The sequence below is a fragment of the Klebsiella sp. SYXHC3 genome (assembly GCF_057196925.1).
Map to the genome: position 1 here is coordinate 173,580 of NZ_JBXUNG010000002.1, position 21,706 is coordinate 195,285.

The 21,706-nt window shown below is 54.7% G+C and carries 23 protein-coding genes; 7 read left to right on the forward strand and 16 right to left on the reverse strand.

Annotation, left to right across the window (positions count from 1 at the left end; genetic code table 11):
* Window positions 1-16: 16 nt before the first annotated feature.
* Window positions 17-634, reverse strand: a complete 618-nt coding sequence (locus tag AC2CGP_RS07835; RefSeq protein WP_015369147.1) for a trimeric intracellular cation channel family protein — start codon at window positions 632-634, stop codon at window positions 17-19.
* 206 nt (window positions 635-840) lie between these two features.
* Complete coding sequence (locus AC2CGP_RS07840) at window positions 841-1,704, reverse strand: YicC/YloC family endoribonuclease (protein ID WP_015369148.1); 864 nt, start codon at window positions 1,702-1,704, stop codon at window positions 841-843.
* A gap of 170 nt (window positions 1,705-1,874) precedes the next feature.
* Here AC2CGP_RS07840 and rph point away from each other — a divergent pair, with 170 nt between their 5' ends.
* Together rph and pyrE are read left to right on the forward strand one after the other, a co-directional pair.
* Complete coding sequence (rph, locus tag AC2CGP_RS07845; protein WP_015369149.1) at window positions 1,875-2,591, forward strand: ribonuclease PH; 717 nt, start codon at window positions 1,875-1,877, stop codon at window positions 2,589-2,591.
* A gap of 112 nt (window positions 2,592-2,703) precedes the next feature.
* Window positions 2,704-3,345: an orotate phosphoribosyltransferase gene (gene pyrE, locus AC2CGP_RS07850; RefSeq protein WP_015703811.1), complete on the forward strand. Its 642-nt coding sequence runs from the start codon at window positions 2,704-2,706 to the stop codon at window positions 3,343-3,345.
* A gap of 93 nt (window positions 3,346-3,438) precedes the next feature.
* Here the strand turns inward: pyrE and slmA are convergent, their stop codons facing one another.
* The 3 genes from slmA to coaBC form a co-directional block, all read right to left on the reverse strand.
* Window positions 3,439-4,035 carry a nucleoid occlusion factor SlmA gene (gene slmA / locus AC2CGP_RS07855; RefSeq protein ID WP_015369151.1) on the reverse strand — a complete coding sequence of 199 codons (597 nt, stop codon included), beginning with the start codon at window positions 4,033-4,035 and terminating at the stop codon, window positions 3,439-3,441.
* A 124-nt stretch (window positions 4,036-4,159) separates the two neighbouring features.
* The gene (dut, locus tag AC2CGP_RS07860; RefSeq protein ID WP_020077682.1) at window positions 4,160-4,618 is read right to left on the reverse strand and encodes a dUTP diphosphatase; all 459 of its coding nucleotides are present in this window, start codon (window positions 4,616-4,618) and stop codon (window positions 4,160-4,162) included.
* Window positions 4,596-5,807, reverse strand: coding sequence for a bifunctional phosphopantothenoylcysteine decarboxylase/phosphopantothenate--cysteine ligase CoaBC (coaBC, locus tag AC2CGP_RS07865; RefSeq protein ID WP_213759487.1), 1,212 nt, complete (start codon window positions 5,805-5,807; stop codon window positions 4,596-4,598). Before coaBC ends, dut begins: the two co-directional genes overlap by 23 nt.
* Before the next feature lie 177 nt (window positions 5,808-5,984).
* On the opposite strand from coaBC, the gene radC reads away from it, so the two are divergent.
* From radC to mutM, 4 genes are all read left to right on the forward strand, one after another.
* A complete protein-coding gene (radC, locus tag AC2CGP_RS07870) occupies window positions 5,985-6,650 on the forward strand; it encodes a RadC family protein (protein ID WP_015369154.1) in 666 nt (221 codons plus the stop codon).
* A gap of 217 nt (window positions 6,651-6,867) precedes the next feature.
* The gene (gene rpmB / locus AC2CGP_RS07875; protein WP_002436699.1) at window positions 6,868-7,104 is read left to right on the forward strand and encodes a 50S ribosomal protein L28; all 237 of its coding nucleotides are present in this window, start codon (window positions 6,868-6,870) and stop codon (window positions 7,102-7,104) included.
* A gap of 20 nt (window positions 7,105-7,124) precedes the next feature.
* Window positions 7,125-7,292: a 50S ribosomal protein L33 gene (gene rpmG / locus AC2CGP_RS07880; RefSeq protein ID WP_002922510.1), complete on the forward strand. Its 168-nt coding sequence runs from the start codon at window positions 7,125-7,127 to the stop codon at window positions 7,290-7,292.
* Window positions 7,293-7,472: 180 nt separating this feature from the next.
* Entirely contained in the window at window positions 7,473-8,282 is an 810-nt protein-coding gene (mutM, locus tag AC2CGP_RS07885; protein WP_015369156.1) for a bifunctional DNA-formamidopyrimidine glycosylase/DNA-(apurinic or apyrimidinic site) lyase, read from the forward strand.
* A gap of 79 nt (window positions 8,283-8,361) precedes the next feature.
* On the opposite strand, the gene coaD is transcribed toward mutM, so the two are convergent.
* From coaD to AC2CGP_RS07920, 7 genes are all read right to left on the reverse strand, one after another.
* Window positions 8,362-8,841, reverse strand: a complete 480-nt coding sequence (gene coaD / locus AC2CGP_RS07890) for a pantetheine-phosphate adenylyltransferase (protein ID WP_015703808.1) — start codon at window positions 8,839-8,841, stop codon at window positions 8,362-8,364.
* 2 nt (window positions 8,842-8,843) lie between these two features.
* Window positions 8,844-9,614: a glycosyltransferase family 2 protein gene (locus AC2CGP_RS07895; protein WP_020077684.1), complete on the reverse strand. Its 771-nt coding sequence runs from the start codon at window positions 9,612-9,614 to the stop codon at window positions 8,844-8,846.
* Window positions 9,614-10,888 carry a lipid IV(A) 3-deoxy-D-manno-octulosonic acid transferase gene (waaA, locus tag AC2CGP_RS07900; protein WP_015369159.1) on the reverse strand — a complete coding sequence of 425 codons (1,275 nt, stop codon included), beginning with the start codon at window positions 10,886-10,888 and terminating at the stop codon, window positions 9,614-9,616. The genes AC2CGP_RS07895 and waaA overlap by 1 nt, the downstream gene beginning before the upstream one ends.
* Before the next feature lie 155 nt (window positions 10,889-11,043).
* On the reverse strand, window positions 11,044-12,654 hold the full coding sequence (locus tag AC2CGP_RS07905; protein ID WP_042893625.1) for a sulfatase-like hydrolase/transferase: 1,611 nt from the start codon (window positions 12,652-12,654) through the stop codon (window positions 11,044-11,046).
* 6 nt (window positions 12,655-12,660) lie between these two features.
* Window positions 12,661-13,632, reverse strand: coding sequence for a glycosyltransferase (locus AC2CGP_RS07910; RefSeq protein WP_015369161.1), 972 nt, complete (start codon window positions 13,630-13,632; stop codon window positions 12,661-12,663).
* A 9-nt stretch (window positions 13,633-13,641) separates the two neighbouring features.
* On the reverse strand, window positions 13,642-14,625 hold the full coding sequence (locus AC2CGP_RS07915; RefSeq protein WP_015369162.1) for a glycosyltransferase: 984 nt from the start codon (window positions 14,623-14,625) through the stop codon (window positions 13,642-13,644).
* A gap of 137 nt (window positions 14,626-14,762) precedes the next feature.
* A complete protein-coding gene (locus tag AC2CGP_RS07920) occupies window positions 14,763-16,133 on the reverse strand; it encodes an O-antigen ligase family protein (protein ID WP_213759475.1) in 1,371 nt (456 codons plus the stop codon).
* Between the two features lie 239 nt (window positions 16,134-16,372).
* Here AC2CGP_RS07920 and AC2CGP_RS07925 point away from each other — a divergent pair, with 239 nt between their 5' ends.
* Window positions 16,373-17,476, forward strand: coding sequence for a glycosyltransferase family 4 protein (locus AC2CGP_RS07925; RefSeq protein WP_484502321.1), 1,104 nt, complete (start codon window positions 16,373-16,375; stop codon window positions 17,474-17,476).
* On the opposite strand, the gene AC2CGP_RS07930 is transcribed toward AC2CGP_RS07925, so the two are convergent.
* Genes AC2CGP_RS07930 through rfaF form a run of 4 tightly spaced genes read right to left on the reverse strand, consistent with a single transcriptional unit; the run spans window position 17,455 to window position 21,705 of the window.
* The gene (locus AC2CGP_RS07930; RefSeq protein WP_026612195.1) at window positions 17,455-18,564 is read right to left on the reverse strand and encodes a glycosyltransferase family 4 protein; all 1,110 of its coding nucleotides are present in this window, start codon (window positions 18,562-18,564) and stop codon (window positions 17,455-17,457) included. The genes AC2CGP_RS07925 and AC2CGP_RS07930 overlap by 22 nt on opposite strands.
* Window positions 18,564-19,664, reverse strand: coding sequence for a putative lipopolysaccharide heptosyltransferase III (rfaQ, locus tag AC2CGP_RS07935; RefSeq protein ID WP_015369166.1), 1,101 nt, complete (start codon window positions 19,662-19,664; stop codon window positions 18,564-18,566). The genes AC2CGP_RS07930 and rfaQ overlap by 1 nt, the downstream gene beginning before the upstream one ends.
* Window positions 19,657-20,643 (reverse strand): lipopolysaccharide heptosyltransferase RfaC, encoded by a 987-nt coding sequence (rfaC, locus tag AC2CGP_RS07940; protein WP_047038001.1) that lies wholly within the window; start codon window positions 20,641-20,643, stop codon window positions 19,657-19,659. The genes rfaQ and rfaC overlap by 8 nt, the downstream gene beginning before the upstream one ends.
* Window positions 20,644-20,646: 3 nt before the next feature.
* Complete coding sequence (gene rfaF / locus AC2CGP_RS07945) at window positions 20,647-21,705, reverse strand: ADP-heptose--LPS heptosyltransferase RfaF (protein WP_020077687.1); 1,059 nt, start codon at window positions 21,703-21,705, stop codon at window positions 20,647-20,649.
* Window position 21,706 lies beyond the last annotated feature (1 nt).

The window sequence follows — 21,706 nt, forward strand, 5'->3', positions numbered from 1 at the left end:
TGTGCCCTCCCGTCAATTAGTGTGACCCATGTCGGTAATAAAAAACCGGTAGACCTAATTTTAAACGTATAGCCAGCAGCCGGGTGGTAAAGCCAAACAGAAGCGTTGTGATAACCACCACGTCATGGTCGCTTATGTAATGCTGTAAGGCGATGTACAGAATAGCCGCGGCAAAGGAGATGCCGGCGTACAGCTCTTTCTGAAACACTAGCGGAATGCGCTTACAGAACATATCACGCAGTACGCCGCCAAAGACGCCGGTGATCACGGCGGCAATAGACGCGATTATCGGCCCTTCGCCCATATCCAGCGCGATTTGCGCGCCAATAATTGAGAACACAATCAGACCCAGGGCATCCAGCACCAGAAACAGGCGGCGCAGGTGTGGCATTACCGGCGCGGCGATAGTCGTGAGGACGGCGGCTACCGCCACAATAATGACGTATTCCGGATGCTTCACCCAACCGAGCGGATAATGGCCGAGAAGGATATCGCGTACAGAACCCCCGCCGAGCGCGGTAGCGGTGGCGATAATAATCACCCCAAAGGTGTCCATACGGCGACGCCCGGCTGCTAAAGCGCCAGTCATCGCTTCCGCCGTAATACCAATCAGATAAAGAACATGAAGCAGCATAAATCCCCCACAATGATGGGCAAAGGGTAGCGATTTGTGCGGCAGATCACGATTGAGTTTTTCTAAAGCGAGCTCATTTACATGAAAAAATATAATGCAAAAATGAAGGGGTAGTCCCCTTATATGGGATTATGTATATTTTTCTTTTTTAAAAGTGATAAGAAAAAATAATGCTGGCCCGTAAGGCGAGCCAGCAGGAGAGGACATTACTCGATATTCTGAATCTGCTCGCGCATCTGCTCGATCAGCACCTTCAGCTCGATCGCTGAATTGGTTACGTCGGCATTGATGGATTTTGACGCCAGAGTATTCGACTCGCGGTTGAACTCCTGCATCATGAAGTCAAGGCGGCGACCCACGGCTTCTTTCTTCTTCAGAATGTTGTAGGTCTCTTTAACGTGCGCTTCCAGGCGATCGAGCTCTTCGGCGACGTCGATACGCTGAGCCATCAACACCAGCTCTTGCTCGAGACGGTTGTTTTCCAGCTGCACTTCGGCGTCTTCAAGCTTGGCGACCAGGCGCTCGCGCTGCCACTGCAGGATTTCCGGCATATGGGCGCGGACTTTGCTGACTTCGGCGCTGACGCCTTCCAGGCGTTGTTCGATCAGCGTTTTCAGTGCCTGACCTTCGGTTTCACGGGCGACGATAAAGTCGTCCAGCGCGCCGTTCAGGGCGTTGAGGATTTCAGCGGCAATCGCATCAAGGTCCTGTTCTTGCGCCGCCATCACTCCAGGCCAGCGCAGGATATCAACCGGGTTGATCTCGCCTTCATCGCTCTGCATTTTTACCCAGTTCGCGGCGTTCACCAGCTGCTTCGCCAGGTTCTCATTGAGGATCAGTTCACCCTGGGCGCTGGGATCCTGCTCAAAACGCAGGGTACATTCGATTTTGCCGCGAGTCAGACGAGAGCGGATGCGCTCGCGAACCACGGGTTCCAGGCTCCGGAACTGTTCCGGCAGGCGGAAGTAGGTTTCCAGATAGCGTTGGTTTACCGAGCGCAGTTCCCACGCGGCGCTGCCCCAGTCACCCTTGATTTCACGCCGGGCATAGGCGGTCATACTGCGGATCATAGACGTTCCTGTTTTTTAAGGAGAGTGGGGAGGATTATAGCTTTCGAGGCTCTTTCAGGATAGGAATAAGCGCGCATTATCCGCATCGGCAGGCGTGCGTCGTCGCGATGCAACTTGGTCGAATTTGTGTATAATGCGCAGCCACATTCGTTTCAAGCCGGAGAGTAATCATGCGTCCAGCAGGCCGTAGCGCTAATCAGGTGCGTCCAGTAACCCTGACCCGTAACTATACAAAACATGCTGAAGGCTCCGTGCTGGTCGAATTTGGCGACACCAAAGTGCTGTGCACTGCCTCCATCGACGAAGGCGTGCCGCGCTTCCTGAAAGGTCAGGGCCAGGGCTGGATCACCGCCGAATATGGCATGCTGCCGCGCTCCACCCATACCCGTAACGCTCGCGAAGCCGCAAAAGGCAAGCAGGGCGGCCGCACGATGGAAATTCAGCGTTTGATTGCCCGCGCGCTGCGCGCTGCGGTGGATCTGAAAGCGCTGGGCGAGTTCACCATTACGCTCGATTGCGATGTGCTGCAGGCCGATGGCGGTACCCGTACCGCGTCCATTACCGGCGCCTGCGTTGCGCTGGCCGATGCGCTGAACAAGCTGGTTGCTGCCGGTAAACTCAAAACCAACCCAATGAAGGGAATGGTGGCCGCCGTTTCCGTTGGTATCGTTAATGGCGAAGCCATTTGCGATCTGGAGTACGTGGAAGATTCCGCCGCGGAAACCGATATGAATGTGGTAATGACCGAAGACGGTCGCATCATAGAGGTGCAGGGCACGGCGGAAGGCGAGCCGTTCACCCATGAAGAGCTCCTCACTCTCCTGGCGTTAGCACGAGGGGGAATCGAATCTATTATTGCGACGCAGAAAGCGGCGTTAGAAAATTAATGATTAAGGCGACTGAGAAGTCGCCTTTTTTTTGCGCTTTATCCCTCATTACACCTGCGAAGGATAGGGCGCGTAGTCCGACAATGATGACAGTACTAAAAGGAGCGAATCCATGAAGCCGTATCAGCGCCAGTTTATTGAGTTTGCGCTTAGCAAGCAGGTTCTTAAGTTTGGCGAATTTACGCTGAAATCCGGGCGTAAGAGCCCCTATTTCTTCAACGCCGGCCTGTTTAATACCGGGCGCGATCTGGCTCTGCTGGGCCGTTTCTACGCCGAGGCGCTGGTGGATTCCGGGATCGAGTTCGACCTGCTGTTCGGCCCGGCCTATAAAGGCATCCCAATCGCCACCACTACCGCCGTCGCACTGGCTGAACATCATGACCGTGACCTGCCGTACTGCTTCAACCGTAAAGAAGCGAAGACCCACGGTGAAGGCGGCAACCTGGTCGGTAGCCCGCTACAAGGCCGCGTGATGCTGGTGGACGACGTGATTACCGCCGGTACAGCTATCCGTGAATCGATGGAAATTATTCAGGCTAATGGCGCTGAGTTGGCCGGCGTGCTGATCTCGCTTGACCGCCAGGAACGCGGCCGCGGTGAGATCTCCGCGATTCAGGAGGTGGAACGTGATTATGGCTGCAAAGTGATTTCTATCGTCACTCTGAAAGATCTTATCGCCTATCTGGAAGAAAAGCCTGAGATGGCTGAGCATTTGGCATCGGTACGCGCTTACCGCGAAGCCTACGGCGTCTGATGCAGAAACCGGCAGCCTGGCTGCCGGTATAGCCAGAGCACGCTAAGAAGGTGAATGCATGAGTCATGCAGCCTTGCGGCTGCATATTGAGATTTATTGCAGTTGCGCGGCGACCAGCGGCCAGCGGGCATCGAAATCATCCGTAGGGCGGTACTTGAACTCGCTACGTACAAAACGCGACAGCATGCCTTCGCAAAATGCCAGCAGCTGGCTTGCCAGTAGCGTCTCGTCGAGGGTGTAGCCTTCTCCCTCACGCATTTTCTTTTCACGCATCACCTGACGCAATTGAACTTCGATACGTTCAAATAGCTGGTTGATACGACCCTGCAGACGGTCCTGTTCGAACATTAAGGCGTGGCCGGTGAGGATACGCGTCAGCCCTGGATTACGCTCGCCAAACCCAAGAATCAGCAGAACAATCAGGCGCAGACGAGCCGTGGTGTCCTTTTCATCTTTCAAAATCAAATTGATGCGCGTAATCAGACTGTCTTCAATGAACTCGATCAGGCTGTCAAACATGCGGGTTTTACTGGGAAAATGACGGTATAACGCCGCTTCGGAAACACCGACGGAGGCCGCCAGCTTCGCTGTGGTAATACGTTGACTACCATCGCTGGATTCAAGCATCAGCGCCAGAGATTGAAGTATTTCTTCGCGACGATTCCTTTTCGCAGTTTGTTTTTCTGCCATGTTTTAAAATACCCCTGAAAATAAGCACTTGTCAGGCAGGCATCCACAAAGCGACCGCAAACCTTAGTTTGCGGTGATGTTATTGCATTATGCGCTTTGGGATGCGGGTTCCGTATAGCCGGGCTTATTTGCGCCCTGAGTGGCCGAATCCGCCTTCGCCGCGGTCGGTGGCGTCAAATTCTTCCACCAGATTAAACTCCGCCTGTACCACCGGCACAAAGACCATCTGCGCGATGCGCTCGCCCGGCTCGATAGTAAAGCTCTGCTGGCCGCGGTTCCAGACGGACACCATCAGCTGGCCCTGGTAGTCGGAGTCGATAAGTCCGACCAGGTTGCCCAGCACGACGCCATGTTTATGGCCCAGGCCGGAACGCGGCAGAATCACCGCCGCCAGAGACGGATCGGCGATATGAATCGCAAGGCCAGTCGGCAGCAGGGTGGTTGCGCCCGGCGCCAGCTCTACGGCGTCGTCAAGACAGGCACGCAGGTCAAGTCCGGCTGAGCCGGAGGTGGCATAGGTTGGCAACGGAAATTGCTTGCCAACACGCGGGTCCAGAATCTTAACGTCGATTTTTTTCATCATAACGGGTAACGATCTCGTCGAGTAATAATTGGCCCAGGAATTCCTTGCGCTCAAGTGGTAAGCGCTTATCCCCATCCTGCCAGAAAAGGTGTAATGCGTTGTTATCGCTATTAAAACCTTGATTTGGCTGAGAAACATCATTGGCGCAAATCAGGTCGAGATTTTTACGGGCACGTTTTTGCCGGGCGTATTCTTCCACATTATTTGTTTCGGCGGCAAATCCAACAACGTACGGGCGGTGATTTTTTAGTGCGGCCACCCCGGCGACGATGTCCGGATTTTTGACCATTTTTATTGTTAATTCATCACCTTGTTTTTTGATTTTCTCGTCGGCGACGATTGCTGCGCGGTAGTCGGCAACGGCGGCGCAGCCGATGAAAATATGCTGCTGTTGCACGCCATTCTGCACCGCCGCTTCCATTTCCAGCGCGCTGCCAACATCGATGCGCTGCACAAACGGCGGCGTCGGCAGCGACACCGGGCCGCTAACCAGCGTGACGTTCGCACCGCGTTGTGCGGCGGCGGCGGCAATCGCGAAGCCCATTTTGCCGGAGCTATGGTTGGTGATGTAGCGCACTGGGTCCAGCGGCTCGCGGGTTGGGCCCGCGGTAATCATGATGTTGAGATGTTGCAAATCTTTGACAGGCGAGAAATACTGCGCCGCCATCTCCACGATAGTCAGCGGATCGAGCATGCGGCCCGGGCCAACGTCACCGCAGGCCTGGCTGCCGCTATCCGGGCCCCATACCAACAGGCCGCGTGAGGCAATAGTGGCAAGGTTGTGCTGGGTGGCGGCGGCGCGATACATCTGTTGGTTCATCGCCGGGACGACGGCCACCGGCGAGGGCGTAGCCAGGCAAATCGTGGAGACCAGATCGTTCGCCATACCGGCGGCGACGCGGGCGATTAAATCGGCGGTTGCCGGGGCAAGGATAACCAGATCGGCCCACTTGCCCAGTTCAATATGGCCCATTGCCGCTTCGGCAGCCGGATCCAGCAGGCTATCGGAGACCGGATAACCGGAAACCGCCTGCAGGCTCAACGGGGTAATAAAGGCCTTGGCGGCTTCCGTCATGGCGACGCGTACATCGGCGCCGCGTTCTCGCAGTCGGCGCACCAGTTCCGGCGTTTTATAGGCGGCGATGCCGCCGCTCACGCCGAGAACGATCTTTTTACCAGCCAGACTCATCATGATTTTGTCCTGTTGAAATACACCAGAATCCGCGCATCTTATCACAATCCCGGTGGCATCGTGCGTATGCCGGACACTCACTTTGTGAGGGGCTACGCAGGCCTTGAAATCACCGGTCGGCAGCGCGAAAAGGGTATGCCAGGATGGGCGAGGAACGGGAAAGGAGACAGGGTAATGGATATACAGGAATCATTGATGCCGCGGGAAAAAATGCTGCGCGACGGTATTGAAACGTTGAGCGACGTTGAGCTGCTGGCGTTGTTTTTGCGTACCGGTACGCGTACCCAGGATGTACTGACATTTTCACACAGCTTGCTACAGCGCTTCGGTTCGCTGTACGGGCTGTTATCGGCTGAGATAGAACAATTTGCAGATATCGACGGTATCGGCATTGCGAAATATGCGCAACTTAAAGGTATTGCCGAGCTGGCGCGGCGTTATTTTAGCCTGCGGATGAGAGAGGAACCGTCGCTGGTCACGCCGCTCATGACGCGAGAATTTTTACAAAGCCAGCTCGCCGATGAAGAGCGGGAGATCTTTATGGCGATCTTTTTAGATAATCAGAACCGGGTATTGAAACATAGCCGCCTTTTTTCTGGTACTCTTAGCCACGTAGAGGTGCATCCGCGAGAAATTGTACGCGAAGCAATCAAAGTGAACGCCGCCGCGGTGATCCTTGCCCATAATCATCCTTCCGGTAGTCCTGAACCGAGTAAGTCGGATAAGTTGATGACCGACAGGGTGGTTAAGTGTTGTAGATTCATGGAGATACGCGTGCTTGATCATCTGATTATTGGCCGCGGCGCGTACGTCTCTTTTGCCGAACGTGGCTGGATTTAGCCCCGATCATGCGATCTATCGGGATCTTTGTCTGTTCGGGACTTGAGCACACCGCCGAGTCAGCGTATACTACGCCACCTTTGAGAATCTCGGGTTTGGCATTTGGGCCTGGCAATCGAGAGTTCAATAGAACTATGCGATGACCGGGCTGTAAAGCCTGACGAGGCGCCAATACCCCATACGAAGCTCGAGCTAATTTGATTTTTGGAGAATAGACATGTCCCGAGTCTGCCAAGTTACTGGCAAGCGTCCGGTGACCGGTAACAACCGTTCCCACGCACTGAACGCGACTAAACGCCGTTTCCTGCCGAACCTGCACTCTCACCGTTTCTGGGTTGAGAGCGAGAAGCGTTTTGTCACCCTGCGCGTATCTGCTAAAGGTATGCGTGTAATCGATAAAAAAGGCATCGATACAGTTCTGTCTGAACTGCGTGCCCGTGGCGAAAAGTACTAAGTACTTAGAGGAAATAAATCATGGCTAAAGGTATTCGTGAGAAAATCAAGCTGGTTTCTTCCGCTGGTACTGGTCACTTCTATACCACCACGAAGAACAAGCGTACCAAACCGGAAAAAATGGAACTGAAAAAGTACGATCCGGTTGTACGTCAGCACGTTATCTACAAAGAAGCTAAAATCAAATAATTTTAGTCTCCTTGTACTAAAACCCCGCCCCGGCGGGGTTTTTTGTTTTATGCTTCATCCTTCGAGCTACAGGTGCGTTGGCTGCATGCGTTCAGTCTGGCCGCTTGCTTTATTAAGCCTTCCGGCCTCTCTTCCCGCTGCCTCCCTGTCACCCGAAACTGTGTGGTTAAGAGGAAAAAAATGCCTGAATTACCCGAAGTCGAAACCAGCCGTCGCGGCATTGAGCCGCATCTGGTGGGCGCTAACATCCTGCATGCCGTAGTGCGCAACGGGCGCCTGCGTTGGCCAGTATCCGAAGAGATTTACCGCCTCAGCGACGAACCGGTGCTGAGCGTGCGCCGACGCGCCAAATACCTGCTGCTGGAGCTGCGTCACGGCTGGATCATTATTCATCTTGGCATGTCCGGCAGCCTGCGCATCCTCAGTGAAGAGCAGCCGGCTGAAAAACACGACCACGTCGACCTGGTGCTGAGTAACGGTAAAGTGCTGCGCTATACCGATCCTCGCCGCTTTGGCGCCTGGTTATGGACTAAAGAGCTGGATGGTCATCCGGTGCTGGCGCATCTCGGCCCGGAGCCGCTAAGCGATGAATTCAACGCCGACTATCTCCAGCAGCGTTGCGCGAAGAAGAAAACCGCCATTAAACCCTGGCTGATGGATAACAAGCTGGTGGTGGGCGTGGGCAATATCTACGCCAGCGAATCGCTGTTTTCCGCCGGGATCCATCCCGATCGGCTGGCCTCGTCGCTCTCGCATCAGGAATGCGAGTGGTTAGTGAAGATGATTAAGCTGGTGCTGCTGCGCTCGATTGAGCAGGGTGGAACGACGCTGAAGGATTTCCTGCAAAGCGACGGTAAACCGGGATATTTCGCCCAGGAACTGCAGGTATATGGCCGCAAAGGCGAGCCGTGCCGGATCTGCGGCACGCCGATTATCGCCAGCAAACACGCTCAGCGCGCGACCTTTTATTGCCGCCAGTGTCAGAAGTAGTGGAGAGGATTGGGGATTATGCCAGGCCGGGTAAGCTGGTAGCCCCGCTACGCGCAGCGCGAGCGGGGGCAGGAAGCGCCTACTTCAGCTTATTTAACAGCGCCTGATGTACGTTAGGCGGCAGGAAGTGGGAGACGTCGCCCTGGTGGCGCGCCACTTCCTTAACCAGCGATGAAGAGATAAACGACCACTCTTTGCACGGCATCAGGAACACGCTTTCCAGCGTGGGCATCAAATGGCGGTTCATGTGCGCCAGCTGCATTTCATATTCGAAATCCGCCACTGCCCGCAGGCCGCGAATTAAAATATTCGCCTGCTGCGCGCGGGCGAAATTGGCCATCAAATCGCTAAAGCCAATCACCTCAACGTTGACCAGATGCGCTGTTGCCTGCTCCGCCAGCGCAATGCGTTCATCGAGGCTGAACATCGGTTTTTTGCTCGGGCTGGCGGCGATGGCCAGCAAAACCTTATCAAACATGCCCGCCGCGCGGGTAACGATATCGATATGGCCGTTGGTGATAGGGTCAAAGGTGCCCGGATAGATCGCTTTTGTGCCCATAATTACACTTTCTCCGAGTAGCCGCGGCTGAGTGCCCACAGCTCGGTGTATTTATTAAACGTGTATTGCGCATTGACTACCGCCAGCAGCCAACCCTGTTTTCCATCCAGCACGCCGCCGCGCAGCAGAAGCGTTTTCACGAAGGCGCCCAGCGTATGGCTGAAAATCCCCGCCATCGAGGTTTTCTTGCCCTTCTGATGGCGCTCAAGCGCCCAGGCTGCGGCATACGCCAGCTGTTTCTGCTGGAAGCCGGAGAAGTCGCGGCAGGTCAGGTGCAGCAGATCGCCGCTGAGCGGCACGACTTCGGCGCCGAGGCTATCCAGAGATTCATGCACCAGATTATCGTTATAGCGGTAACGCGCGCGTTCGTACAGGCGCATCACCCGATCGGGATACCAACCGCTGTGGCGCATAAAACGCCCGAGGAAGTAGTTACGCCGGGCGATACTGTAGATAACGCCGCGCTGCGGCGCGTCCAGTACCTTGAGAATAGCCGCTTTCAGTTCAGGCGTAACGCGCTCGTCGGTATCAATCATCAGCACCCAGTCGTGAGTGGCGTAATCCTGTGCGCGCTGGCGCTGAATGCCATAGCCTCGCCAGTCGGTATTGCTATAGACCCGCGCGCCGAGGCTACGGGCCAGTTCGACGGTATTGTCGGTACTGCCGGAGTCCAGCACCACCACTTCATCCGCCCAGCTTACCGACGCCAGGCAATCGGCGAGCAGGTCGGCGGCGTTTTTGGCGATCATCACGACGGAGAGTCGGGTCGACATTAGTGGCTCCGCTGCGGCAGGTAGGGTTGCAGTAACTGTAGCAGACGCGACAGCGCGCCCTGGTTTTGGTGCAGCACTTCCACCGCGTGGCGGCCGTACCACAGTCGATAATCTTCGTCCGTCAGCAGGGTAGAAACCTCTCTGACCAGCGAGTCGGCATCCGTGACGGTGATCAGGCCATCATCCTGCTGCAGCTTGGCGCAGATATCTTTAAAGTTGAAGGTATGCGGGCCCATCAGCACCGGAATAGCATGGGCGGCGGGTTCGAGCGGGTTATGCCCGCCACGTTCAACCAGGCTGCCGCCGACGAACGCCAGGTCGGCAATGCCGTAGAGCAGCATCAATTCGCCCATGGTATCGCCAATCACCACCTGGGTGCTGTTCGACGGAATTTCACCGGTGCTGCGCATGGTGAAGCTCATCCCGGCCTTTTGCACCATATCGCGAGCGTCGCCGAAGCGTTCCGGATGGCGCGGCACGAGGATCAGCAGCAGGTCGGGGAAGGTTTCCAGCAGTTTTTTATGTGCCTGCAGGATGATTTGTTCTTCGCCGTCGTGAGTGCTGGTGGCGATCCACACTTTACGGTGCGGCGCCCACTGGCGACGCAGGGTAACGGCGCGGGCCGCCAGTTCCGGGGTGACGGAAATATCGAATTTCAGGCTGCCGGTCACCGCCAGTTGGTTACGTTTGAGGCCAAGCGCGAGGAAGCGGTTGCCGTCCTCTTCATTTTGCGCGGCGATAAGCGTAATACGGCTTAACAGGCGGCGCATGAAGCCGCCGAGTTTGGCATAGCCTTTCGCGGAACGCTCTGACAGGCGTGCGTTGGCGATAACCAGCGGGATTTTACGTTTGTGCAGCGCGGCGACCATGTTCGGCCACAGCTCGGTTTCCATCACGATGACCAGTTTCGGCTGTACGCTGTTGAGGAAACGGTTCATGGCGCAGGGTAGGTCATACGGCAGATACACGTGATGAACATCTTTACCGAAGGCAGACATCGCTCGCTCTGAGCCGGTTGGCGTCATGGTCGTGACGGTGATGGGCAGTGAGGGATAGCGATGGCGTAGCGCGCGTACTAACGGGATCGCCGCCAGCGTTTCACCGACGGAGACGGAGTGCAGCAGAATGCCATCCGGCACTACCTTGTTTTGACAGAAGCCATAACGTTCAGCCCAGCGTTTTCGGTAGGCCGGCGCCTTACGGCTGCGCAGCAGCAGTCGCAGCCACACCAGCGGCTGAATGAGGTAGAGTAGGGTGGTATAAAGCAATTCCAAACTATTTATCCGTTTTAGGTTTTTTGCGGGCAAATTCTAAGCATTTAACCCGCGTAAAGCTATCTCTTTGGCGCTTTCCCAGTCCTTTTGTTGTCTTCCATACCCGATGTTGGCAAAGGTGGGCAATGATTGCCCACCTTCTATACGCCGCAGAATTATTGTTCCGCAGGAGGGAGTGCATTCAAATGATAGGTTACACGCTCAGAAAGACCGCGAATATCGCCGCCAGTAATAAAGTAACTGTCATCTTTCTGATTAGGGTTTTCAATGGTGTACCCTAACATTTTGTTGATCAGCGTTGCCAGTTGATAGTGGTTCAACGGCATCTGAGGCGCAATATTGTGCATTGAATAGGCCGGGTCGTTACTAAAGTAGAGGAACGGAACCTGCGCGATTGGCATTGAAACGATAGAGTGGCCAAATAAGCCGCCATCGCCGACGCGTTCACCGTGATCGGAGGTGACGAAGACCAGGACGGGTAATTTCGACTTGGCCATAACCGCGCGAATCGCCGAGGCCAGTTCACGATCGTAAAGGCGAACCGCGTCATCATACTCGTTTTTCTTCTGGGTGACTTCATCGCCGGCTTCCGGTGTTGAGAAGCGGGCAAATCCCTGCGGAATGTTGCGGTCGTAAGGGATATGTGGCGCCCGGCTGTTAAGAACCATCAGGAACGGTTTCGCCCAGTTAATATCGGCTTTTTCTACTGAGGGGGTAAGAACCACATCAGCGCCGATTTCTGGCGCCGGTCGCACCTGTGTATCTTCCCACAGGTTGAGCGCGTGGATGCCAATCCAGTTACTTAAGCCTTCCAGCCCTTGGGCAGAGATAAATGCCGTTTGATAACCACGCTTCTGCGCATTAACAAAAATGTTCGCTGATTTATTCTTGTAGGCGGCGTAGTTGTCAGGCTCGCGCAGGTTATTGACCAACATCGGAATAGCCACGCGAGTAGAGACGGCATTGGAGACGATTAGCCGTCCGGTTCCCTGATATTGCTCCATAAGCGCTTTCAATTCAGGGGTGGTATCTCGTTCATAACCCAACGCGCTAATGTGGTGCGGGTTCAGGCTTTCACCGATAGCGAGAATAATAGAGTAGCGGCCGACCTGGCTTTGCGGGATCGGCGTGACTTTATACGGCTCGTAGGTTGTTAGTTTCTGGTTATCACCGGAAATCGCCTCTGGTATCAGGCGAATAGCGCTGTAGCTCATGGCCGAAAGGCCGTTACGCAGAAGCGAGTGACGCAGATCCGGGTTGAACTTATACATCTGGCCGTTGATCGCTTTGTAAAACTGGCCGACAAACATCACCAGAATCGCTACCAGACATGGCACGGCCAGCAGTTTAGGCCACTGCGGCGCAAAACGGCGCGTAAAGAACAGGGCAAAAACAACAGCGATAAACATGATAACGAAGTAAATTCCCAACGTGCCGAGGCTGTCGGTAATGCCGCTGGCGATATCTTTGGTTTCGACGAACGCCAGCCATACCTCGCTTGGGCCATAGAACTGGCCATAAAACTGATAGTAAATCGCTTCGCTAATTTGCACGATGAAGGTAATCGCCAACAGCAAGCGGGTGATTAAGAAGCGTATACTTACCGCCGCCAGCAGCGAAATAATCAGATAAAGCGAGAGGTCTCCAGCCTTCGGGCTATAGACGTGGTCCTTTAACAGGATAATGATTTCTGGCAGCGCGAACAGCACGGCAAAAGCGACCGTCAGCAGTAATGTACGTATAAGATTGCGGTGTAAAGTCATCATCGTAACTCAGTACTTTTTGGTCAAAGGACGAATCGCTTTGCCAAAACCAAAGCGGAGGGCGCGGACCGGCATTGAACGTGCATTCAAACCCTTGCGCCAGATATCTTCAAAAAGCGCCATCCAACGGGCGGCAACGGCTTCCCTTGAATAGACCTGAAGCCGTTTCTCCCCTTGTTCGCGCATCTTTTGATAGAGCTCGGGGTCGTTCTTTAACTTCATGATCGCTGCGAAGGCTTCGTCCGGATTCTTAGCTATCAGATAGTCGAGTTCGCTTTCGCGAATTGCCCGGAACGATTGTTCATCGTCGCAAATCATTACCGTTTTGCCCAACCAGTTATTGATAAGCTTGCTGGCCGGTTTGCGCGCTAGCTTATGGTCGTGTGATTTACGGAAACTCACACAAATATCGACATCGCGGTAGTCTGTCCAGTTGTTGAACGAGATACGCAAGGCAATACCTTGTTCAGCCAGGCGTTGTTTAAATTCATCGCTTTGATATTCCGCTGGGAAGCTATCGACGCGCCCGAAATAAGCCACGGTTTGAATAGTGTTATCCGTGCGCTCGCGCGGCTGAACACCCGGCTGCGGCCAATAAGGGACGAAGATACGATTACTGTGACCGTCAACTTCCGGATTTTGGTCAACGACATAATCCGCGCCGATAACCGGTGGTCGGTCAGCGCGCGCGACGACGGTGACACCTCGCCAGGGCTTGACGCGAGAACCGAAATCATCGTTATGCATCAGATTGATAGCATCGGGGCGGCATTCAGAGCCGAAAGAGCATTCTATCGCGTCGCCATAATAATAATTGAGGGCCAGCGTCGTCTGGAATGTCCAGCCACCGCGTCCGCCGCAATAAAAACGCTCTGGAATGGTGTTGGGATCGACCCGGTTATCGAGCAGCGTCTGGAAGTCAGCATAATTTTTAGCGATAAAATCGCTGCGAGAAACGGCGTGCAATTTAAGCTTATTCATAGGTTCGGTTTATTTGACCAGTTTTTTTAAACGAAAATAACGACGTCCCAGACGCCAGCGGAGGCGTAATCCACGCGCATTTTTCCAGATCATCGACCAGATGCCGCGGTCAAAGAGTTCTTGCGTAATTTCCCTTTTTTTGGCGAGGTCTTCGATATTATTGATGCTATGCAGAATGCCTAATCCCTCTTTAGCGATTTGCCAATGACAGCCGGGAACGCGTTTCACCTGTTCCGGGTAGCGCTGATTAATGGCATCCAGCATTGTCAGTATTTTCATATAGTGACGTGAAGAGCGCATCCGCGTATCGTCGGTACCAGGGGTATGGGATACCGAAGCTGAGTGGATCAGGTAATCATAAAAGACTTCATCGATGTACTGCACGCGTTTGGCTACCAGCAGTATTTCGGTCGTCCAGGGAATATCCTGATGGCGTAGCCCCGGTTCGAAAGAAAAATTATTTTCTTTAATCAGCGCGTGGCGATAAATATTTAGCCAGGTGACGTGCAAAAACTTGCGCGACTCCAGCGCCATATTTAGCCAATCCGGCCCCTCAAGGACGCCAGTGGACGCAAGACGGTCTGAAGGGAATATTTTTTTGCTGGGACGCCCATCATCATAAATGTAATTACCGTTACAGGTAGCGACGTCAAGGTTGTTCTGGTGGGCGATCTCCAGTAAACGGGAATACATCCCCGGGTAGATTACGTCATCGATATCGGGGAAGGCGACATACTCTCCCCGCGCTACCGCAAGACCGCTATTACGTGCCGCGGACACGCCGCCGTTGGCCTGATCGATGACGTGGAACTGGGCAAACTCACCGGCGTAGTGGTTGATAACAGAAGCAGAGTTGTCCGTTGAACCGTCATTAACGACGATGATTTCAAGGCCGCTAATTTGCTGAGCTTTTATGCTGTCAAAAAATGCGCTCAGGAATTTCTCACCGTTATAAACCGCGACGATAAGGCTCAGGACAGGAATGTCTGACATGCTTACTCCGTGATAAAAGCGGGACGTCTAGTGCTACGCTTGGACACTGTTTGTGTTGCAGAGTTCGGATATGAACTGCGCCAGCGCTCTCTATTATCTATGATGCGATAAAGAAAGCCACTGGCGCGGAGGTATGGTTAGTCGTTTGGCGAATAATTCTCACGCGGTCGCAGCGCGGCGATGCCGATGAGCAAACCAGTCAACATCATATATTGCTCGAGATAATGGTCTTTGAGATTGTGGTCGACCATGGTTCGCGAGAAGAAGCCGATGGTAAACAGCAGCAGGAATAACCCAACCATAGTTTTACCATGGCGGAATTCACGCCAGCCGATATACCAGCAGCCCGCCAGTAAGATAAGCCAGCCGGCAATCCCGACCACGCCGTTCTGCAGGCCAAATTCGATTAGCCCATAATGGCTGTGCGGAATCGTAATATGCATATCCTGAGTATCGCGACGCAGAATATAGCGAAACGCCTCTTTGCGAGGGCCAATTCCTGCCGGGTGCTCGCCAACAAGCTTCCAGCCTTGATGGAAGAAGCTGGCTCGGCAGCCGTTAGAGTGATCGATCTCTTTACCCTGGGCGTTGAGCGGGATAGTGCCGTCAACGCGGTTATAGCAGAAGCTGGTAAATGGCGCGTTCCAGCCAGCGACCGCATCGCTTTCCAGACTCTGCCAGCGCGGATCGGTTTTCCAGGAGGCGTAACCGAGGAAAATCGCGGAGCAGAACAGAGCGACTAACAGGCCTAAAGTAAGTACGACGCGGCTGCGGCGCTGGGCGTTCAGGCTAAGCAGGATAAAGGTCGAGAACAGGCTGCCGACCAGCCCTATTGTGCCCCAGCGCGTATCAACCAGTGCGGTACAGATGAGGTTAGAGATCAACAACAGCGTAACGATCGGGGTATTCAGACACAGAAAGCGTTTTTTGATTAACGCTCGGGCCAGTAATTCCGCCAGCAGGAACCCAGTTATCATATTGACCTGGAAGCTCATACGGGTGCGGTTATAAACAATCCGCGTTTCGCCCCAGTGGATATAGCCATCGCGCCAGTACAGCCAGGCGGAATCCAGGAGATGAATACAAATCACGCCCCAGAAACACAGCACGATCAGTGTGAACAGCCGTGCGCTGGTTAAGGAAGGGAACTGGGTCTGCAGTACCGGCATCAGAATCAGACCGGAACAAAACAGCAGGACCGGGCGCAGCCATTGTCCATCCCAGGTACCGACCATTTCTTTTAGATCCGGGGCGACGAACAGGCCGTTGAGCAAGATATAAAGCGTTAGTAGCCAGAGGGTAATCAATACAAACTTTATTTGGTGTGTATCAATCTTCTGGCGAGCGGTGCGGCTGGTAAAGAATAGGCCGAAACTGCATAAAATAATGGTGTAGATAAAACCATTGCGGTTGAAAAGGAGTTGGTCGTTAGGAATCGGCCAGACAAAACATAATGACAGGACGTACAAAAACGTCAGTCCTGCAAAAAAATTACGGGTTTTAGTCATAGTTTAGAGGCGGGTTTGACAAACCAGCTTTCCGGCAGCGTGAGTTAACAATATGACAGCAGCTGAAATGCCAGCCACCGTCAATAATCCGTGGATGGGAAAACTAACATACATCGTACTTATGAAGAAGAGGGATAATTGTAAGCGGTCGCACATTCCTCTTTGCGTTCCTCACAGACCATGCACATCTCCGCTCTCGATGTATATACTATCGCTCCACTGTCAGGAACTGGAAAAGTATGCACATCGTTCACACTGAAGCCGATGGCGGCAAGGGCGGCCAGCCTCTGCGCATCATTAATGAATCGTTAGGTATGGTGGCCCGGGGTCACACCGTGACCATACTGTGCCCGGAATCTGCGCCGTTGCATCAGATGGCGCAGGCGGCAGGATTAACCGTCGTCACGATGCCATTAAAGCGTAAAAATCTGAGTAATCTGATGCGGCTGCGGCGCTGGCTGTTGGAACAGGGTAATAATATTGATGTTATTAACAGCCATAACTCAGCCGATACCTGGCTGGTGGCGTTGGCTAACTTGACTCTGGCAAATCCTATTCCGTTAGTGCGTACGCGCCATGCCTCCGGCGTTCCGCGTAATAACTGGACAACGCGTTGGCTATTTCGCACCGCCTGTGCGCACATCGTTACGACTGGCGAAGCGCTTCGTCATCAAATGACGGCGCTGGGCGTACCGCTTGAACAAACCACTTCAGTACCGAGCGGTGTGGATACGCAGCGTTTCTATCCTGATGACAAAAATGATGCTCGAGCGTATTGCGAGCTCTCGCAGAACGATTTTTGGCTAGGTGTCGTATCGCATCTGCGCCCTAACAAAGGCCACAGCGTGTTGCTGAAAGCGTTAGCGCAAATAAACGATCCCACGGTGAAGCTGGCGATTGTCGGTGAGGGGCCGCACCGCGAGGCCCTGGAGGAGCAGATTATTCAGCTCAATCTGCTATCTCGTGTGGTGATGGCAGGACATCGCCCTGACCCGCAGCGCTGGTTCCCGGCTTTTGATGTGGCAATTAGTCCTTCTCATGATATGGAAGGCGTGCCGCAGGGGGTCTTACAGTCTCTGGCTTCGCGGATAGCGACGATTGCTACTGATGCTGGTGGTACTGGTGATGCGGTTATCGACCGCCGGACGGGGTTACTTATTGCGCAGAATGATGTTGATGCGCTACGGGAAGCGATCGTTACTCTCTATCAGGACGCATCACTGCACCGCCAGTTAGCGGAGCAGGGCTATGAGTATCTCACAACCCATTTTACTCGCGAATGTATGTTAGAGGCGATGGAAAGCGTTTTCCGCTCGGCGGCTCAGCGTAAAAGATCGCGATAAAGCGCCTGCAGTTCTTCCGCCATGCGTTCAAGCGTATAGGGGGCGGCGGTGGCGCGTGCGTTGGCCGCAAAATCAACGTTGCGCTCGCGGCCCTTTAACCATTCGCCGATGGCATCCTGATAGCCAATGACGTCGAGCGCATCGCATACCCAGCCGTTGATGCCTTGTTCAATCCACTCCGCTGCGCCACAGCCGAAACTGGTTAGCAGCGGTAGTCCGCAGGCCATAGCCTCGACGCAGACGTTAGGGAATGGATCGTACAACGTAGGTAAGATCAGAGCGTCGGCCGAACCATATACCTGGCGTACATCGGAAACCGGACCGAGAAATTTGACGCGATCGGTAATCTTCAACCGCTTCGCCAGCGCGCTAAAACGATGCGCATGTTTATCGCGCCCGGCGATCAGCAACCAAACGTCAGCATGAGCGGCGACGGCGCGCAGCGCTGTCGCGACGCCTTTCCGCGAAAATCCTGATCCGACATAGGCCAGTACCGGCGCTGACTCGGGGATCCCCAGTGAGCTACGCAGGGACAACGCTTTAACGTCCGGATGAAAATGCGCGGTATCGACACCGTTGTAGATAACGGTTAGCCGATCGTCGGCGAGTTGAAAGCGGCGCGCGATATCATCGCGAACCATTTTTGAATTACAGATAACTTTGCGTAACGCGGGGTGTGTGAACATCTCCCGCTCAGCGCTGAGAATATAGCGATGGTAATGGCTAAAGGACTGCGCCAGACGAGAGAGCGGCGAAAGGATGCGGTTATATTGCTCAAGCCAGGCCGCGTGCACGCCATCGCCAGCGCGGAAGATCGTCGCACCGGGGATGCGCTCATGGCACTGTACGATATCAAAGTCTGCGAAATGAGCGGCAGCGGCCTGAGCGAAGCCGCGTTCACGTACCGTGCGGTTACGGAAAGGAGGATTTACCGTCAACGTTTTCCAGTTTGCCGACTCCTCCCATGAGCGGGCGATCAGCGTGACGTCCAGCGCGGAATCCTGCGCTAACACGTTAAGCGCGCGCGAGACAAAACGCTCTGCGCCGCCGTTAGGGTTCCAGGTTTGGCGAACGATAGCCAGTTTCATCATGGAGATTCCAGTAACAGAGTGTCAATCGCGCTCAGGACTTGCTGCGGAGTAATAGCAGTGATGCAGTCCGAAACCTGACTGTCGCCGCAGCCGGCTTTGCCGCACGGCTGGCAGGTAAACCCGGCGGTAATCACACGATATGGCACGCCCCACGGCGACCACTTGATAGCGCCGGTTGGGCCGAAAATGGCCACCGTCGGCGTTCCGACCGCGCTGGCTAAATGCATCGGCATTGAATCAACGCCGAAGTAGAGACGGGCGTGCTTCATCAAGGCGCCAAGCTCTTTCAGATTTAACTGTCCGCTCAAATCGAAAACCGGCTGGGTGAGAGCGGCGCGTAACTCGTTCATGTAGGCCGTTTCTTCTTTCGACGGCGCGGCAGAAAGAATAACAGGCAATCCGCGAGCGGCCAGGGTGTCAATGGTCCTTGCCAGTTTGTCGATTTGCCAGGCCTTAAACATCCAGCGCGAGGTCGGGTGCACCAGAATATAGGATTTACTGCTAAGGCCGAAGGCGTCGAGTTTTTCAGCGATCGATTTCTCTGCCGCCTCTCCTGGTACAAAGAGCGTATTTTTGTCCGCCGCGTTTTGCGGGTGGATACCGATACGGCGCAACGCATCGAGATTCACCTCAACCATATGACGAGAGTTATCCTGAATCGCCGGATACAGCGTGGTAAATGATTTTACCCAACGACGACGCGCCAGGCCGCTGCGCTTATCGGGTTTGAAACCGACCGACACGCGGGGCTTCAGGCGACGCGCCAGACGCGCGCCGTGCCAGTGTTCGGTCAGGTTAATCAACACGTCATACTGACGCGCTTTTAGCGTATTGAGCAGTTCGCGATATAAGCGAAACTGCGCGAGCCAGCCTTTTTTTCGCCACTGGCGGCCAATCGTATGCACCTGATTAATATACGGATGACTGGTCAACATCGCCTGAGTATCGTCATACACCAGGGCATCCACTTCGGCGTCTGGCCAGTTTTTTTTCATTACCGTAAAGACTGGAGATGTTAAAAGTACATCGCCATGGTGGCGAAGCTTGATGATCAGCACGCGTTTAGGCGGACGTTGCTCTGAAAAAAAATCAGACATAGGCTTTCTCTGCTACCAGCAATGGCTCTATTTGTGCAAAAACCGCAGCAGCGTCTAAATCGGCAAGCTGCGATGAGTTAACCGGGCGGATAATATGCTGATTTTTACCATATCCGCCAATCAGTCCCGGATCGGTTGGGCCGTAGAGCGTGAAATTGGGTTTATCGAGCGCGGCGGTCAAATGGCTCAGGCCAGTATCGACGGAAACCACGCCGCGTGCGCCAGCCAGAATCTGGGCGACCTGCTCAAGACTCATGCGCGGCAATACGTCGACGTTCTTGCACCCTTCCGCCAGCCGTTTTGCCCGTGCCTCTTCATGCGGCGCGCCCCACGGCAGTTTGATCCGTACGGCGCTATCTGCCAGCAGATCGAGAAGCTCTTGCCAGCGCGCTTCCGGCCAGTGTTTATCATCGCGGGTAGTGGCGTGCAGGAAGACCAGATACGGCTCTGCTACCGGTGAGTCGGGGCGAATAAAGTGGCGCGCGATGGCGTAATCACCCTGCGTCTGCGGCCGGGCATAGCCCAGGCTTTTGGCGAACAGTTCGCGCGTACGCTCTACCGCGTGCTGTTGAACGGCAATATGGTGGCGACGGTTATAAAACAGGCTCGCCAGCGACTCGCGGGCGGACTGCCAGTCCATGCCATGTTTAATGCCATGCGCCAGACGCGTCACCAGCGCGGCGCTTTTCACCAGCCCCTGGGCATCGATAATAGCATCGTAGTTGACGGCCTTTACGGCCTCGCGAAAGGCTTTTCTTTCCGCTTTGATAGGCGCGGAAAACCAGGCTTTGCGCCAGCGGCGAATCGCCACCGGAATCACCCGCTCGACGGTCTCATGCCATGAAGGGATCTGTGCGAAGCCCTCTTCAACCACCCAATCAAAGCGGATGCCGGGAATGGCCTGCACAGCATCGGTTAGCGCGGGCAGCGTGTGTAGTACGTCGCCCATGGATGAGGTTTTTACGATCAATACCCGCATCCGTTACGCTTCCTCGTGCTCGGTTTTTTCCGCTAACAGTTCGTTCAGCTCCTGCAAGACGCGTTCTGGAGTGATGTCGATCAGGCTCTGATGATAACCTTCAGCGGCATCCCCTTTGCGCACTTTGTGGTAGCCGCTAATCAGGCGAATAACCCGTGCTTTGTGCGACAGCGGCGGGGTAAAGTCCGGGCTGCTCGGGCCGTACAGCGCCACCAGCGGGCGGTCCAGGGCGGCGGCGACGTGCATCAGCCCCGAATCGTTGCTGACCACGGCCTGACAGGCGGCAATCAGAATCACGGCCTGTTCCAGCTGGGTTTCGCCAGCCAGATTACGGCACCAGGCCTGCTGCTCGCTGCTGAGCGCGGCGATGATCTCTTTGCCGGCATCGTTATCTTTTGCTGAGCCGAAGAGCGCTATCTGATAACCATCGTCAATGAGCTTTTTCGCCAGCGCGGCGTAGTGATAATGCGGCCAGCGTTTTGCAGGGCCGAATTCTGCGCCGGGGCAGAAGCCGATAATTGGCCGATCGTTTGAGAGATTAAAGGCGTTGCAGGCCTGTGATTTTTCGCCGTCGTTGACCTGCAGGTGCGGCCACAGCAGCGGCTGTGGAAGGTCTTTAGCGCAGCGCATGACGCCGTTATCGTAGGCCAGCGCCACGTAGCGCTCCACCATCAGCGGCCAGGCGTCTTTATCCAGCACGCGGGCGTCGTTGAGCAGGCCGTAGCGCATTTCGCCGCGCCAGCCGGTGCGCAGCGGGATGTTGGCAAAGAAAGGCACCAATGCCGATTTAAACGAATTCGGCAGCACATAAGCACGATCGTAACGACGATCGCGCAGGCTGTGGCCGAGTTTGCGGCGTTCGCCGATAGCCAGCGCGCCGTGGCCCAGCGGCATGGCGATCGCTTCATTGACTTCCGGCATGCGCGATAACAACGGACGGCACCATGCCGGCGCCATCACGTCGATAATCGCCTGGGGATAGCGCGCCCTGAGCGTACGATAAAGACTTTGCGACATCATCATGTCGCCCACCCAAGACGGGCCTATCACCAATATTTTCATG